Origin of the sequence: Spirosoma sp., assembly GCF_048594605.1 — a bacterium.
Taxonomy (GTDB): domain Bacteria; phylum Bacteroidota; class Bacteroidia; order Cytophagales; family Spirosomataceae; genus Spirosoma.
Genome location: NZ_JBMDWV010000434.1, coordinates 1 through 17114, shown reverse-complemented (window position 1 = coordinate 17114; position 17114 = coordinate 1). Strand labels below are relative to the sequence as shown.

The following is a 17114-nucleotide window of genomic DNA, read 5'->3' as shown; positions in this document are numbered from 1 at the left end:
ATTGTTTTTGCCAGCCTGATACCCTACTCCATCACCATCGTGTACACCTTCCCTTTCTGTGTTGGCAGATCGTAGACCAGCGTTTCTTTCAGTGATAAAGGCGTTACGTTGCTCTGAGGCGATTTAATGGCTGCCGGCGTTTCATCCACAGCAAAAAACGGGTTCGCATTCGGTCCTGATGCCGGTTTCAACATAACACCGTTAGTCTTAACGGCATTAGGAACACTCAGACGCAGGTTACCACCCAGGTTCGACTTAACGGCTACTTTCGTGACCTTACCGTCTTTCCATTCCATACCCACGACCTCAAACCCACCGCGTGCCCGTAAGCCGCTGATGCTACCCGTTGGCCACACATCCGGCAGGGCGGGCAGCAACTGAAGGCCACCGTCACTGCTTTGCATGAGCATCTCCGTGATGCCCGACGTGCAGCCGAAGTTGCCATCGATCTGGAACGGGGGGTGCGCATCGAACAGGTTATTATACGTACCACCCCCGCCTTTCACGACACCCAGTGGCGTTAGTTGATTCTGAATCAGTGTATAAGCGTGGTTGCCATCCTGAAGTTTGGCCCACCAGTTTACTTTCCAGCCCATGCTCCAGCCCGTCGATACGTCGCCCCGATGCATTAACGTCGTTTTGGCGGCACTGAATAAATCTGGCGTGCGGTAAGCCGAAATTTGACTGGATGGGAACAACCCGTACAAATGCGACACGTGCCGATGTTTGTCCTCAGGGTCATCCACATCATCGAGCCATTCCTGCAACTGACCGTATTGACCAATGTGCATAGGTGGGAGTTTGCTCCGCTTCTGCTTCAGCATCGCCACGAAATCCGGGTCTTTTCTCAGAAGCTCGGCGGCACGGATGGCCGTACTAAATACGTCGAATACAATCTGGTTATCCATTGTTGTTCCGGCATCCAGCGAGGAACCACCGTGCGCTTTCGGTGCGTTTTCGGGCGATGTTCCGGGATTGACCACCAGCCAGTGGTACTTGGGATGTTCGACCAGAAAATCGGCGTAGAACTGAGCGGCCCCTTTCAACACCGGATAAATCGCTGCCAGATACGTCTGATCACCATTGTAAAGATAATGCTCCCACAAATGCTGGCTGGTCCAGCCACCACCCGCCGTCCACATGCCCCAGAAAGCCCCATCGACAGCCCCGTTCGTTCGCCAGATATCGGTGTTATGATGCGCCATCCAGCCACTGGCGCCGTACATCACCTTAGCCGTTTCCTGACCCGTTTCCGACAGTTCCCGGACCATCCGTAAAAACGGTTCATGCAGTTCAGCCAGGTTGGTCTTTTCGGCGGGCCAGTAGTTCATCTGGGCATTGATGTTGATGGTGTATTTACTGTCCCAGGGCGGACGCATTTTGTTATTCCAGATTCCCTGCAAATTGGCTGGCTGGCCTAATACACCATCGCGGGCCGGTTGAGAGGATGATATCAGCAGATACCGTCCGTATTGATAATATAGCGTAACGAGTTGGGGGTCATTGACCGAGCGAAAATTATTCAGCCGTTCATCAGTGGGCAGTTTGGCGGCATCTGTGACGCCTAAATCAAGCTTAACCCGGTTGAAAAACTTCTGATACGCAGCAACATGCGGATTTAGAATGGCCGCGAAGGATTTAGGATAGGCTTTATTCAGAAACGCTGTAGCTCGTGCGTTTTCGTCTCCGCTAATGTCTTTGTAGTTGTTGAAATTGGTGGCAATGGCTACGTAGATGGTGGCCGCGTTCGCATTTTTCACTGTGAGCGACGTATCGTTGGCCGCCAGCGTACCACCCGACGTTTTAATTCGGGCAATACTTTTGAATTTCACCATGCCTTTTACCCCCTCGTGGTCCGACGTAGTACCGGAAAGCGTGAGTTCATTGGCAGGTGTAGTTTTAATTTCGAACGATTTGTGTTGGGTGGAAAAAGAAGCGGAAAAGGAAAGCTTACCCGGCTTGCTGGCGGTTAGTTGCATCGCAATTACGTTATCGGGAAACGAGGCCAGTACTTCACGCGTGTACGTTACGTCCCCAACAATGTAAGTTGTTTTGGCTACAGCCCGTTCGATATCCAGTTCCCGGTAATAGTCGGTAACATTGTCGGACCCGTCAAAAGTAAGAAGTAAGTTACCCACGGGCTGAAACATCTGCCCATGCGATTTTTTGGTAATGATGGCTTTGTTAGCAAGCTGCTCAGCCTCTTTCTGCTTGCCGTCGAAAATCAACTGCCGGATTTCGGGCAGAGCGGCCAGCGCATCAGGATTGTCATTCCGGTTCGGGCTTCCCGACCATACCGTCTGTTCATTCAACTGAATAATTTCCTTCGCTACGTTCCCATATACCATCGCCCCCAGCCGACCGTTTCCGATGGGCAGGGCATTTTCCCAGGTCTGACCGGAGGGTCTGTTGTACCAGAGTTTTAAGGTTGGTTTGTTTTGTGCAAAAACAACCGTTGATAAGGTCAGCAGTAGAAGACAGAGGAATAATCGCATCCGTAGAAAGTGAATCTTTTTAGGTGAAAAAACGACGATATGTGTCACATACACACATTTCGAAGAAGTATAAGCAACTTAGATCAAAATTCTATCGTATTATTCATTAAAAAGATGATATTTTTCAAAGTACAGAAGACTAATTTGACTGGTGAGTGTCCGTCAATAATCTATCATTTCTAATCAAATCTTTGGCTGTAGATGGTGCCGATCAGGTATTGGATAAACGTTGTGAATTATGGGCAGTTGGCTTTTGTCATCCTGACGGAAGGAGGGATCTTCGGGGAGATGCATTTTTTACACTTCGAAGACTCCTCGTCCCGTCAGGATGAAAGCCGGACACGCTAACTTACCAAACACATATACTCTTAGTATCCGGGATTTTGCGGAAACTTGGGGCCGTCGACTACCCGGTCTATCTGCGACGTTTGCGGTATGGGACGTAGCATGTGAAAATCCTGAACGTACGGTGCGGCCTCCGGATTCCAGGCTTTTACCCGCCGAACCAGCGAACGTGTACGAACCAGATCGTGCCACCGTTGCCATTCGCCAAATAATTCTCGGCTCCGTTCATCCAGAATAAAGTCCACCGTTACGTCGGCAGCAGTGATGGTCATGGCCGTAACAGCCGCTGCATTCTGAGCCGCCGTGTTCGTTTTGCGGTAAGCAGCCCGCTGCCGCACTACGTTCAGCAAAGCGGCCGCTTTAGTTGCATCGCCCGCTTTCAGGTACGCTTCGGCACCGGTCAGATAAACATCGGCAAAGCGGTACAACACACAGGGCCGGGTCGACGGATCGTTGAAGTTAGCGCCCCGACTGGGGTCCATGAATTTCTTCAGCGCCGGGAAAACGTTATTGTCCCATAAACTAGGCGGCACAACAATTCCTTTGAAAGGGCGCGTCCCGACAAATTGTGGTGCACCAGCTACTTCAAAATCGGGTATCCAAACAGCCGTATCGACGCCCACTACGGTAGTATAACCGATTCCCCGGCTATTATTAGCCGCATTAGCGGTATTGGTAACAGACGTATTGGCGATGTAAACGGTATAGAACGAGTTCTGGAACCGGGAATCGACATTCCGGTTTGTGAACGCCTGATCCAGAAAGTAGCTCTTACCTGCATTGGCACCCGTAGTCCATTTATAGCTGTTTGGACGCATGCGGCTGTAGGGACGTCCATACTGCGAATCGCGGATCATCAGTGAGGTTCCATTGTTTACAATAGCTCCTGCCGCATTTTTGTAGGAATTGATGCCACTGAAGTTGGGATAATTCCAGTTTGTAAACCAAGGCGACAGATTATTGGCAAAACCACCCCCTTCGGCCGCGCCCACCTTATAATAGCCATATTTTGGATCAAGCACGTGATCGCTGACAAACATGGTTTCTTTCCCATAGTCGTTGGCCGGTACAAAAGCATCACCAAAATCCTGCCATAAATCCAAACCGTACGAGGATTTATTGGCAATAATGTCGGCACAAATAGTAGCCGCCTGTGTGAAATCCGAGGCTGTGTTGTTTAGCCAGCCGCGGGTCAGATAAGCCTTGGCGAGCAGAAACTGGGCAACGGGCTTGGTGGCCGCTTTGCCCAAAAAAGGAGCCGTTGGCGTGTTGGGCAGATCGGCAGCCGCTTCGGTCAGATCCTTGATAATCAATTCGTAAACCTGAGCCGCTGGTTGGCGAGAGGCTGCCTGCGAGGGAACCGTAATAAATTCGGTGCTCAGTGGTACGTCGCCCCAGGTCTGTACCAGATAAAAGTACCAGAACGCCCGCAGAAACTTAGCCTGTGCCAGGTATTGCTTCCGGGTTGCTTCCGGCAGATCGATCGTCTGACCATATTTGAGTACGCCATTGATAGTGTTAATATCCTGAAAGGCTACTCCCCAGGCCGCACCGAAATTACTCCCGTTCAACCCATTATAGGTATAAGGTGGAACCCCTCCGCTACTGGAAGCCTGGATAAAATCGTCGGTGCCAGCCTGCATCTCTACCGTGAAGCCTTCGGTGCCCCACTGGCCCCGGATGTCGTTGTAAACACCGGCAATGCCGCCCAATACGCCAGACGGACTATTGAAGTAAGAAGGAACAATCTGGGATTGCGGATTTTCCTGTAGTATTTTTTCGCAGCCCGTGTTCAGCAACGCTGCAAGGCCAATTATTGACCAGATTTTTATTGTTTTCATTGGTCTGTCAATGATTAGAATTTAAGGTTTACCCCCAGAGTGAATTGGCGCACAGGTGGGTTATTCAGGTTTACGGAAATCTGACGCTCGGGCGTACCGCGCTCGCTGGCATTCTGCGGGTTCAGCGTCGACTGACCACTAGCATAGCCGTTTCCCTCCGGATCGATGGCCAAATTCTGACTCACCAGGGGAGAATAAAGGATCAATGGATTGGTGGCGTTGAAATAAATCCGGGCCGAGTTCATACCAATTTTCCGGATCAGCTCGCTGGTAAAGGTGTAGCCCAGGTTAATGCTTCTAACTTTAATGAACGACCCGTCGTAATACCCTAACGTAGAACCAAACCAGGCAACCGCCTGACCGGCATCGGGAGCGGGGTAGGCATTCGTCGGATTCGTCTCGGTCCAGTAATCGGTTTTCACCTGATTTACCCGAGCCTGGTTGAAGAAGGCAAAACCACCCGAACCGGTTGAGTTACCTGTTAGATACGGCACGATCACTTTCATACCCATGCGGGCAAAGGTGACAATCGACAGATCAAAGTTTTTGAAGCTGAAACGGTTGGTCAGGCCTCCCTCCCAGCTGGGTTGGAAGTTGCCAAGGATCTGACGGTCAGCCGGATCAATTTTCCCATTGCCGTCCACGTCTTCCACCCGAATCTGGCCCGGAAACTGAACGGGCGAGGTTTGCTTAGCCAACGTACCGTTTTCTTTATCCGATGTCTGCCAGATACCAATCTTTTTGTAATCGTAGATGACCGAAAGGGGTTGTCCAACAAACCAGCCTGCGCCCAGATTGGCCTGTTCGGCGGGCGTCGTGAGTTGCGTAATTTTCTCCCGGTTGAAGAAATAGGTAAGATCGGCGCTCCAGTTAAAGCCTTTCGGGTTTCGGAAAATCTCGAACGTCAGCGCCGTTTCCAGACCTTTACCTTCCGTCCTTCCCAGGTTTTTCAGGGTCGAACTGGCCCCATTGCTGGCTGGCAGCGGCACCGACAAGAGAATATCTTTCGTTTGCTGATGATACCAGTCGACCGAACCCGTGATTCGGTTGTTCAGAAAACCAAAGTCGATACCCAGATCCACTTGTGACGTCGATTGCCAGCCCAAACTTGTAGCGGGCAGACTCGTAACGGTATAGGCCAGTTGCTGTCCGGCAGTTCCTGTACCGAAGTTGTAATAGCCTGCCGACAACGCACCCAGCGTAGCATACGCACCTACGTTTCTATTGCCGGATAAACCCCAGCTACCCCGTAGTTTCAGGTTCGATATGGCAGGAATTCCTTTCATAAAACCTTCTTCGATAATATTCCAGCCAGCGCCAATTGCTGGATAATTGAAATATTGGTTGCCAGGCGATAAAGTAGACGAACCATCGCGCCTGAGCGTCAGGGTTAACAGGTAGCGATCATTGTAGCTATAGTTTACCCGACCCATATACGAGAGCAGACCGAGTTCCGAGAATGAGTTACCAAAGTCCGAAGGAGCAACTGGCGTTCCGGAAGCCAGCGAGAAATTAGATGTCTTGATATAATCAGCCGGAACTCCTGTTATCGTAAATCGGCTGCCCAGTGAGTGGTTCTTGGTGATTTCGTACAGTCCGGTAACCCCGAATTTATGCTTGCCAATTGTCTTATCGTAGTACAGCAAGTGCTGGAGGTTAATATCCCAGTACTCGGTATTGCTGATCTCGGCCGTAGACGACGACTGCACCGTGGCATTGTTAAAATAGGTCAGTGGCCCACCATAATTATTGAGATTTGACTGGCTGTAATTCAACCCGGCATTCATCCGGTACCGCAGCCCAGGCAGAATATTCACCTCCGCGTATAGGCTATTGAAGGTACGTAGCGAACGGGTACGGCCCAGGTACGCATCTTTTTTGGTGATGATCGTTAATGGGCTGATTGTAGCGGCATCAATGGAGCCTTCTGCCGGAAACAGATTTACCGTACCATCCGCATTGTAAGGCGAAGCCAACGGGGTTAACCGCACCAGTCCACCCGGAACACCACCACCACCGGGCGTATTTGTATAAGTAAGCGTATTCAATGTATTCAGCCCAAACTTGATCCGTTTGCCAAGACGCTGGTCAATCGTCGCCCGGATGGTGTAGCGTTCAAACTTTTGACTGGGAATAATCCCCGTCTCGTTGAAATAACCCAGCCCCATCGAGTACTGCGTTGTTTCGGTACCGCCAGCCATACCCAGCTGATGATTGGTGTTGAAGCCTTGTTTGTATAGTAAATCCTGCCAGTCGGTTGAAATACCGGCGGCCAGTGCATCCTTTTCTTTCTGGGTAAGCGGATAAGCAGTCGTACCGGGGCTGGTGCGGTTATACTTGGTCGCATCGTCCTTAAACTGGGCATATTCCTGTCCATTCATTACGTTGAATTTGCCCATAACATTAGTTACACCGTGGTAACCGTCGTAGCTGAATACAGGCTTGCCAACTTTACCCCGTTTAGTCGTGATCAGAATAACCCCACCTGACCCTCTGGAGCCGTAGATGGCCGTAGCCGAGGCATCTTTCAGAATTTCGAGGCTGGCAATATCATCCGGGTTAATGTCATTCAGTCCACCATAGGGTATTCCGTCAACGACTACCAGTGGACCGTCCAGCCCGTCACTGTTCGAGCCCTGTCCGCTCGTCAGGGTACGGTTGCCCCGAATCCGGATCTGCCCCTGCGAACCGGGCGTCGATCCGTTGCTGACGATGGTTACCCCCGCAGCACGGCCTTTCAACTGGTTGACGAGGTTCGGGGCGGGAACTTCCCTAAGGGTTGTTTCATTTACCGATACGACCGAGCCCGTAACATCGCGTTTGCGTTGCACGCCATAGCCAACGACGACAACTTCGTTCAGGGTTTTGTCATCGGTTGCCAACGTAACGTTGACCGTCGACTGCGAACCCACAGTCACTTCCTGAGAGAGATAGCCAATGAAAGAAAACACAAGCACCGCATTCCGATCCGGCACACTGATCCGATACGTACCGTTTCCGTCGGTTGTTGTGCCGCGCTGGGTCGACTTGATCTGGATGTTCACACCCGGCAATCCTTCACCGTTTTCCGCTGTAACCCGGCCCGTGATCTGAATATCCTGTGCTTGCTCCAGGTTGACCCCGCCGGAGGTTTTTTCCTGCGGCATAGTTGAGGGAATGCCCTCTCTCTTGATAAGAATTTGCTGCCCAACTACCTCATAACTTAAATTTAGTGGAAACAGAATGTGATCTAGCACCTGGGAAAGCTGTTCATTTTTAGCCTGGTAACTGACTTTCCGCTTCGACTGAATAATCTCCCGACTAAACAGGAAATGAACGTTCGTCTGCTTTTCAATGCGTCGGATCGTTATCTCTACGTCCTCATTTTGAGCAGAGATTGTGATCCGTCGATTCAGAAGTTCCTGGGCTTTGCCGTCAAGCGCGAAACCTACATGGGTTAGGGTAAGAGCAAGCAAAATTTGCAGGCTTGAAATTTTCATAATCCTGATCCAAACATTGCGATTGATGAAACGATACTGCATACATTTATGCGTTTTTGTTGTTTTTGGTAGAAATGACAAAAAACTGGTCCCTCCGCTGTACAAAGCGCTAATGTGTGTATCTGACACATTTGGGGATATTCGAGCGATAGTGTTGGTAGCACTATCGCTTTTCTGTTGAAAAGGATAGTTTCAGATCATAGATTAATGACGGGTTTATAGGTTAAGGATATAATTAGTTGCAACCCCGGCTATGTATGACAACCTGATTATCAACGACTTCAAATGTTGATTCTATAGTTAGACATATAAGCCGGATTTTCTCCAGAAACGGGGCGTCGTTAAGCTGACCGGTAAACGTGCATTTGCCAAGCAGATGCCGATCATAACGAATAGGCATATGGTAGCTGGATTCCAACTGGGTGAATATGTCTGAGACAGGCGTATACTCAAACGTAAATTGCTGGTTGACAATCGCCGACTGACTTGTCTCTGACGCAAAACTTTCCTGCTTGACTATTTTATCGGTTTTGGTTGCCAGATTAAGTTGCTGATTTAAGGTAAGCGAAACTGGTTTGTCGGGCGAGCCGACTGGTGTAACGGTAACCTTCCCCGTTTTCACCTTAACAAAAGCGACGGCCTCTTTGGCAAACGCCCGTATCTGAAAACTGGTACCCAGCACTTTAGTGGTCAGATTGGTAGTATAAACGATGAATGGCTTCATCGGATTTTTACTTACCTCAAAGAACCCCTCTCCCTGCAAATACACCTCCCGAAGAGACTGTGTGTTTTCTTTATGGAAGCGAATCTGACTTCCTGATGACAGCAATACTGAAGAGTTATCCGGCAGCAGTACAACCAGCGGCTGTGCAGTCTCGTTCTTAACTAGTTTCCAGCCAATATTCTTTAGGGGTTGTGCCTGTTGATTGCTCGACGCTGCTAACGGCCTGACAAAGGGTTTGTCTAGTTGCCAATAGATAGTCAGACCAACTACTGCGGCTGCAGCCGCCCATCGCCCCCACTGCCAGTTGAACAGTGGCTTTACAACTGTTGAAGCCTCAGGAAGCTGATTTAGTATTTCGTCTGTTTTGGTTTTTACCTGTTGGTCGGAAATCGAAAGCTGTTTTCCCTGAAGCACGAGAAATGTGGCAACAGCCTGCTCATAGAGGTCTCTCTTCTCGGGGTGCTGCGTAAGCCAATGCTGCCAGTGTACCCGATCCTCTGGTCGTCGCTCCATGACCCAGGTCCGGAAAGCGTCGTTTTCTAAAAAATCCGTAACCGTGGAAAAATTTTCGAAAAGAGGGGCCATTGGTACTTTTTTGCGATTTTCATTGATAGTATGAAGAACCGACCCAACGATACCCTACCTAAAGCAAATTTTTTTTCAAAAAAATGCAAAAAATCAAAACAGCGTGGACAAGCCACTGATTACGAAGCTTGTTCAGCGCTTTCTGGAGAAAATTAGAAACTGATTGTCGGTTCACATTCATTACTTCGGCAATCTCCGGTATGGATAAGCTTTCGTAGTAGCGCAGGTATAAAGCTTCCCGTTCGCGGGCAGGCAGGGACGCTAGCTGAGCCTGTATCGTGTTGCTTAGCAACGTGAGGGTTTCCTGTTGAATCAGTAACGTTTCTGAATCCACTTCCTCCGCAATCGAACTGTCCCAGTCTATTTCTTCCTGATTCAGTCGTTTCTGATTTCGCAGATGTTGAAGAATATGGTGTCTGAGCGCCTTCAACAAATAATGTCTGACCGATTCTGTTTCCTTTATTTGTAGCCGGTTTTGCCAGAGTTGCAAGAATAACTCCTGAATGCAGTCTTCTATTACTGCTTCATCGACCATGAATTTAAAGCCGTAGTGTTTGAGCGTACGATAGTAGCGTTCAGCCAATCGACCCAATGCCTGCTTATCGCCCTCACGATACGATTGCCATAACACGTGGTCTTCTACATTCATGAGGTTCAATCTCCCTGCTTAAGCTACAAATAAGGAAAGCTATAAATATACGCCAAATTGTACAATTATAACTATAGATAGTAAGATTATAAATCAATCGTTTGTCCACTCCCTGCATCCTCTCCACTTGACTCGCCCGTAAAGCGTGACTTAACAGAACAATATAGCTACTCTGTACGCCTTAAGAAAAATTAATCCTATCCTAAGCCCGTCCTCAGATCACCAAACGTATTTGGCTTCATCAAACAGGGATTGCTAAATAGTTTGGCGTGAAACGAATACTCTACCTTGTCTTTTTTTTATCCGCAATCAACGCACCGCTTTTCGCCCAGCTTGATTGCAATAACATCGGCTTCGAACAGGGAACAACCGACGGCTGGACGCTGACTAATGGACAGGTAGCGAATCAGGGGAAACTGGTCGTCTTTCAAAGCGAGACCGCCGGAACCCTTGAAAATGGCCACCGAATCACAAGCCAGAACGACGGCAACGACCCAAAAATAACTGCCGAAGCCATTCCAATGGTCGCGCCCGGCAGTACGCATTCCATTCGCGTTGGCAACGTAACCCGGGGAAGCCGGTTCGACCGCATTAAAGGGTCGTTCATTGTTACGGCCGACAATACCCTGTTTCAGTATAAACTGGCTGTTATATTGCAAAATGCCAATCACGAAGCTTATGAAAAACCGGGCTTCACCATCCGAATTATCGATAACGAAGGCCAGGAACTGCCCTGTAGCTTTTACGATGTGCAGGTTTCGGCCGTCGGTACGGTCGACGGGTTTAAAACGCAGGGCGATATTCAGTACCGCAACTGGACCGTCGGGGCCATCGACCTGCGCAATTACGTAGGAAAACGTATTACGGTGGAAGTGACGGCTCACGGTTGTACACACAACGGACACTTTGGCTACGCCTATTTCGATGCGCAGTGTCTTAAATCGGAAATCAAACCAGCATCGGCGTGCCCCGACGCTGAAGGGTATATGGTCCTGAACGCGCCCGACGGCTTTGAGAAATACATCTGGAACACAGGCCAGACCACCCGCTCGGTTCGCGTAAAAGCGACCGTCGGACAGAAATATTGGGTCAAAATAACACCCTTCTCAAGCCTGAACGCGAGTTGTGAGTTTCAGCTCGACCATCAAATTAGCTTTCAACCCGTTGAAACCACACTGGTAAAGAGTATCTGCGAAGGCGACGGGTTCGCGGTGGGCGATACGACGTACCGTAGCAGCGGTCAGTTTACACGGACTATTATTCGAAACGCCCTGTGCGACAGTACCATCAAATTAACCCTGACCGTCAAACCAATTGGTCGCTCCACCCAGCAAGTGACGATTTGTGAGGGCGGCAGCCTGACCATTGGCGACTCAACGTATCGCCGGGCGGGTACTTATGTCAATCACTTTGCCGGGTCGTTGGGTTGCGACAGTGTGGTCACAACTAAGCTGACTGTTAATCAACTGGCTACACAGGTAAGCCCCGACGTGACGATTACGCAGGGCGATAGTACGCTGCTGGACGTAGTAGCAACGCCATCGGGCACCTACAACTATCAGTGGAACCCTGCCGAGCGATTGAATTGCCCGACCTGCGCACAAACCTGGGCAAAACCCTCGACCAAAACGCAATACGTTGTACAGGTGTCGGACGAAAGCAGGGTTTGTCGGCAGGAAAAAGCCGTTACGGTGACAGTAATTCCGTGCGGTCTTTATCTGCCCACCGCTTTCTCGCCCAATGCCGATCAGATGAACGACTTCTGGGTAATTAAGGGCAATTCTTGCGTCAGACAGATTCGGAAAATGACAATTTATAACCGCTGGGGCGAAGTAATCTATCACCAGGAGAATGTCGCCCTATCGGACCAAACCCGCTGCTGGGACGGACAGTATCAGGGGCAACAGGTGCTTGCAGGCGTCTATCCCTATGCGATTCAGGCCGAATTAACGAACGGCGATTTAACGAACTATCAGGGCGTCGTCCAGCTGGTACGCTAAGTTGATTATTCGACTGATAACCAGCCATTCATTCGTTCCCAACGACCCGTTAATCAAAACATATTCTGAAGAAAAAGGTAATCCTTATGAATGCGTACCCACCAATTGTTGCCTATGAATCAATCGCTACGTTCTGTTTTTATTTTCTCTCTCCTGCTGGTGAGCTTGATACGAGCAGTAGCCCAGACACCCGCGTCCGTTTCGGGTCAGGTGCTTGGCTATCTGGCAAACCGAATAGGCGATTATGATGGGCTGCGCTTACGAACAGCAACGGGGGAGATTCACTTATCTTTCCCACCGCATACAGCCGCCCGCATTCGACAGACAGCCACAACCGGGCAGCGAGTAACCGCCGATTTGGCACCCAGGCCGGGCCGACCACTACCCAATATACAGGAGGAAGAGAAACATAAAATAATAGCGGTAAGCTACCGGTTGATTCGGCTTCGTAACGAGAAAACAGGCGTGGTGTTTCAACTGGCCGATTTTCCGCCCCCTCCGCCCCAATCGGGGCAGTTGGTGCAATCTGAAGGGCCGCTGATGAAAAAGCTATTCGATGAACAGGGACGCTTAACCGCCCTGCTTACCGACAAATATTTGATTGAATTGAAACCTCATCAGACTGAGCAGATCAGCGCGCTGCTGGTGGGGATTAATCGACTGGGGTTTACCGGATTTGAACGTACTGTAAACGGTTTCGTCAATCAAACTGGCCGCCCCGTATTGCATCCTACATCGTTAACCATCCGAGGTCAAACGTTTGCACTCTAATGAAAATTTTGTTGATTGACGACGAAGAAAAGCTCGTTTTACACCTGCAAAAAGGCCTTCGACAGGCCGGTTATACGGTCGACACTGCGCTGTCGGCAGCCGCCGGGCTCGAACAGGCCGCAGTGGGCGGCTACGAGTTGATTCTGCTTGATTTGATGCTGCCGGGAACAACGGGTTTCGATGTACTACGTACGCTGCGGGCGTTTGGCATCGACGTGCCGGTTATGATTCTGAGTGCGCTCAATCAGTCCCGACACGTCGTCGAGGGGCTGGATTTGGGGGCTGTCGATTACCTCCGTAAGCCCTTCGAACTGGATGAGCTATTAGCCCGGATTCGTACGGTGCAGCGGAACCACGCCGGAAGCCGACTGGCCGTATGGCGGGTGGGCGATCTAACCATGGATTTAGCCAGTCGTCAGGTCAGCCGGGCGGGCCAACCCATTACGCTGACACCCCGTGAGTATCAACTGCTGGAGCAACTCATGCGCCAGGCCGGACGGGTACTTTCAAAAGCCCAGTTAACCGAAAAAGTGTGGGAGTCGGATTTCGACCGGGGCAGCAACGTAGTAGAAGTGCACGTGCATCAGCTCCGGAAAAAGATTGATCGGGGCTTTACGGCGCCCCTGCTCGAAACGGTTGTTGGCGTTGGCTATCGGCTCAAGGGAACGCTTGAGGTCAATTAAACCGTCCTAGCTTCAGCACCTATGGTAGTGTTTCGACCAGTACGTAGCATTCGGGTAAAGATCTGTCTGGTATTTGGCATTACGTTCTTTCTGGGCTTTGCAGGAGCGGCTACCTACGTGTTCCATGAAGTAAAAAAGGTATTAATTCAGCAGGAAAACCGGGTTATGACCGACCGGGCTATCCGGCTCTCCGAACGAACCTCTCTCTATCCGCTGGTGATTCCTTTGCCGGACCGGGGTGAAATGCTGGCACTTTGGTATACGACGGATCGTTTTTCCAAACGGCTGTATCAGTCCCCAAATTTCCCGGTGAATCCCGGCGATATGGACAACAGGACGGTCATGCAGACCGATACGTTCCAACTGGCCCGTTACGTTCGAAACGCAGAAGGCGGCTACGGAAAACTGACGACCATCGTAGGACGTAGCAATCGGCCGCTGGCTCGTCAGCTACAACGGATTGGCTGGTTACTGACCATTACCCTTCTTCTGAGTATGGTGCTGTCTGGCCTGGGAGCCTGGATACTAAGTGGCTGGCTGCTGAGACCGTTGAAAGCCATCATTACCTCGGCCCGCTCCGTCAACCTCGCCGAAGAGGTAACCCCTATCCCAACGCCCAACTCAAACGATGAACTGAAAGAATTAGCCGAGACGATTAACGACATGCTGGCGCGCATCCGTCAGGCTGTCGATACACAGCACAACTTTTTTGCAGCCGCTTCACACGAACTGCGTACCCCGCTCAGCATCCTGCGTACCGAAATCGAAGTGGCCCAGCGAGCAGCCATCAACGACCGTGAACGGAATTTTCTGGCTAGCCAGCTGGCTGAGCTACGTCGGCTGAGTCGCCTGGTCGATGATCTGCTGGCGATGAGTCAACTTCGGGCGGGCACTCTGCAACTCCGCCCGGAATTCATCGAACTGGATGATCTGACTTTGCAGCTTACAGAACGCTATCATTCGTCAATCAATCAAAGGCAACTTTATCTGTCAGTGCAGTTAGACGATACGGCACCTTCGCTCACTGTACGCGCCGATCAGGACAAGCTGACAAACGTACTGCTAAACCTGCTTGACAACGCTGTCAAATATGCCCGCCCACACACCCAATTGGACCTAAGCATCACAGCACAAAAGGGTCTGATTGTCTGGTCACTGACTAACCTGACCAGTGTTCCCATTCCCGACCCCGACCGACTAACCCGTGAGTTCTACCAGGCCGATGCCCGCCACGACGGCTACGGTCTGGGCCTCTGGATTAGCCATCAGATTGTTCGATTGATGGGCGGCTCTCTGACCGTATCCGCAACGAATGATACGTTCCGGGCCGAGGTTCACTTCAAAAACGGCTGACGCAAGTTCAAGTCTGGAACTTGCGTCAGCCTCATTATTAACGTCTCATCAAGTAATTATCCTCTTGCTTCGGCCCTTAGTAACTCCCCAGATGCCGAGAACCGAAGTTTGTATAACTGCTGTCCCACAGCCAGATCAACGTTGTATTCGCCGGTAGTTCCCGTCGGGGGCGTGTGTATGTCTGCCGCCAGGAATTTATACCCGCTGAAATTGACCTGCAAATAGGACGTAATGGCTGATGGCAACTGGCCCTGATCCAGGATTAGCTGATGGTTAGCTGGAGCTGGTGGCGTCGCTGTACCTGAAGCCGGTGGTGTTGCTGTACCCGATACAGGCGGAGTCGGGCCACCCGGTTTAGGGCCTGGACCACCTACCATAGTTGTTGAACCCGGACCAGATGGACCAGCCGGACCCGCTGGTGCAACCTGCGTACCTGACGCGTCGAAATGCAGCACGATGGGCTGATTGTTATTGAACAGCTTCACATCATACGTAGTGGTTCCGTCGTGTACATGTTGCTCAGCCCATCCGTAAGTATAGCCCGAATAGGTGCTGCTTAGCGCTGTTTTGACGGCATCCGGAAGATTATCCCGCGAAACGTAGCTCACTGAGTGCGTTGTGCTCAGATTGCCGGGGGCTGTGTGTGCGTCGCGGAATGTACCCGTACTGTCAAAATGAACATCGACCCGCTGGTTGTTAGCCAGTATCTGCACTCGGTATTCTTGCACGGCCCCGCTGATTTGCATTGATTCAGCCACAACGAGTTGGTATCCGGTATAGGTCTGATTGAGGTAGCCGCTTACCGAAGCGGGCAGTTGCCCGGCCGTCAGGCGTGTAACGACTTCTCCACGCGGACCGGCCGGTCTGGTCGCTGGTGAGCCGTTCGTGTCGAAGAAATAATCGACGGGAACACCATTTTGCAGTACGGTTACTTTCGTTCCCCAGTAGCTCGTCGTACCAGGCTGAATCATTTTCTCCAAACGCACCAGTGTCTAGCCTGATACGTTCTGATCCAGATAGCTGTTTACCGCCGTTGGCAGCGTTGACGTTGGTAAGGCGACCAAATCGGCTGACACACGGGCACTAAAAAGTACACTGGTTTCAGTCGCCTGGGTTTGATCGGGAACCATCGCCGTTTTATTGCAACTCGCGTTGAGCAGCATGATCAGAACGGCAACGGATAAAAGGGATCTTTTCATTGGCTTCGTTGATTTGTTTAGCCAAATGTGCCCTCACCACATGAAGATTTCCTTAAGATAGAATTAATTCAGGTCCCAGGCTCTTGCCCTTTGTACCATTTATGTCGTATCGGTTCTCAGAATGGAGCGCCCATAGAAAATGTAGATCGACGTGAACGCATTCGTCCCTCAGCGCATGGTGTATTATTCGTTCCTGTTGGTGTTTCTGCTTTGGCGATACGTAGCGCAACAGCCGTACAGACAAATTCGCTGTTGTCCGATAACGGCTTTACATTTAACGTGCTGCAGCTTTTCTCATTTTGGCTACAAACTCCCTCAGTTAGCCTACAGGTCTCAAATAAGATGGCCTGACCTTTGACGTATCATTAATTATTCGTTAGAAGCATGATACATCAACATGAGAATACAGGCAAAGTCTGGTTCATTACGGGCACTTCCCGGGGGTTTGGGCGCGTCTGGGCTGAGGCTGCCCTTAAACGGGGCGACAAAGTGGCTGCTACCGCCCGTAATTTGGAAAGTATTGCCGACCTGAATGAAAAATATGGCGAAAACGTGCTAACTCTGGCGCTTGACGTAACGCAGCCCGAGCAGGCCAAAGCAGCCCTGGAGCAAGCACACGCCCACTTCGGCCGACTGGATATTGTCTTTAATAACGCTGGTTACTCCTTAGTAGGCACCATTGAAGAAGCCAGTGCGGCTGATATTCGTGCTCTTTACGAAACCAATGTCCTGGGTCCGGTTGCCGTCATTCAGGCAGCCTTACCGCTACTGCGAAAACAGGGAAGTGGTCATATTCTCGGTACGTCGAGCAATCTTGGCCACGTAACGCTACCCGTCATTGGCTACTACTGTTCGTCAAAATGGGCATTCGAAGCTATTCACGAGAGCCTGGCCGAAGAAGTAAAACCGTTTGGCATCAACGTAACGATTATTGAACCAGGTGCCTACGCCACTGAATTTGGAAGTCAGGAATCCCTGAAGTTCGCTCAG

At 50.6% G+C, this 17114-nt stretch carries 12 protein-coding genes; 5 read left to right on the top strand and 7 right to left on the bottom strand.

The annotated features are described in order from the left end of the window. Positions 1 to 23: 23 nt before the first annotated feature. From ACOJS8_RS27435 to ACOJS8_RS27415, 5 genes are all read right to left on the bottom strand, one after another. Positions 24 to 2495, bottom strand: coding sequence for a glycosyl hydrolase family 95 catalytic domain-containing protein (locus tag ACOJS8_RS27435; RefSeq protein WP_420151752.1), 2472 nt, complete (start codon positions 2493 to 2495; stop codon positions 24 to 26). 368 nt (positions 2496 to 2863) lie between these two features. After that, positions 2864 to 4681, bottom strand: a complete 1818-nt coding sequence (locus tag ACOJS8_RS27430) for a RagB/SusD family nutrient uptake outer membrane protein (protein WP_420151751.1) — start codon at positions 4679 to 4681, stop codon at positions 2864 to 2866. Between the two features lie 14 nt (positions 4682 to 4695). Then, the gene (locus ACOJS8_RS27425) at positions 4696 to 8160 is read right to left on the bottom strand and encodes a TonB-dependent receptor (RefSeq protein ID WP_420151750.1); all 3465 of its coding nucleotides are present in this window, start codon (positions 8158 to 8160) and stop codon (positions 4696 to 4698) included. A 235-nt stretch (positions 8161 to 8395) separates the two neighbouring features. Continuing rightward, complete coding sequence (locus tag ACOJS8_RS27420) at positions 8396 to 9469, bottom strand: FecR family protein (protein WP_420151749.1); 1074 nt, start codon at positions 9467 to 9469, stop codon at positions 8396 to 8398. Between the two features lie 58 nt (positions 9470 to 9527). Continuing rightward, the gene (locus ACOJS8_RS27415) at positions 9528 to 10118 is read right to left on the bottom strand and encodes an RNA polymerase sigma factor (RefSeq protein WP_420151748.1); all 591 of its coding nucleotides are present in this window, start codon (positions 10116 to 10118) and stop codon (positions 9528 to 9530) included. Positions 10119 to 10387: 269 nt separating this feature from the next. On the opposite strand from ACOJS8_RS27415, the gene ACOJS8_RS27410 reads away from it, so the two are divergent. The 4 genes from ACOJS8_RS27410 (at position 10388) to ACOJS8_RS27395 (ending at position 14925) form a co-directional block, all read left to right on the top strand. Continuing rightward, entirely contained in the window at positions 10388 to 12118 is a 1731-nt protein-coding gene (locus tag ACOJS8_RS27410; RefSeq protein WP_420151747.1) for a gliding motility-associated C-terminal domain-containing protein, read from the top strand. A gap of 90 nt (positions 12119 to 12208) precedes the next feature. Beyond that, on the top strand, positions 12209 to 12889 hold the full coding sequence (locus ACOJS8_RS27405; RefSeq protein WP_420151746.1) for a hypothetical protein: 681 nt from the start codon (positions 12209 to 12211) through the stop codon (positions 12887 to 12889). Next, on the top strand, positions 12889 to 13572 hold the full coding sequence (locus tag ACOJS8_RS27400) for a response regulator transcription factor (RefSeq protein ID WP_420151745.1): 684 nt from the start codon (positions 12889 to 12891) through the stop codon (positions 13570 to 13572). Before ACOJS8_RS27405 ends, ACOJS8_RS27400 begins: the two co-directional genes overlap by 1 nt. A 21-nt stretch (positions 13573 to 13593) precedes the next feature. Beyond that, positions 13594 to 14925, top strand: coding sequence for a HAMP domain-containing sensor histidine kinase (locus ACOJS8_RS27395; protein ID WP_420151744.1), 1332 nt, complete (start codon positions 13594 to 13596; stop codon positions 14923 to 14925). 56 nt (positions 14926 to 14981) lie between these two features. Here the strand turns inward: ACOJS8_RS27395 and ACOJS8_RS27390 are convergent, their stop codons facing one another. Together ACOJS8_RS27390 and ACOJS8_RS27385 are read right to left on the bottom strand one after the other, a co-directional pair. Next, complete coding sequence (locus ACOJS8_RS27390) at positions 14982 to 15911, bottom strand: PepSY-like domain-containing protein (protein ID WP_420151743.1); 930 nt, start codon at positions 15909 to 15911, stop codon at positions 14982 to 14984. 6 nt (positions 15912 to 15917) lie between these two features. After that, positions 15918 to 16124 (bottom strand): hypothetical protein, encoded by a 207-nt coding sequence (locus ACOJS8_RS27385; protein ID WP_420151742.1) that lies wholly within the window; start codon positions 16122 to 16124, stop codon positions 15918 to 15920. A 384-nt stretch (positions 16125 to 16508) separates the two neighbouring features. Between ACOJS8_RS27385 and ACOJS8_RS27380 the strand changes: the two genes are divergently transcribed. Then, positions 16509 to 17114, top strand: a 606-nt coding sequence (locus ACOJS8_RS27380; protein WP_420151741.1) for an SDR family NAD(P)-dependent oxidoreductase, incomplete at its 3' end; no start/stop codon positions are given.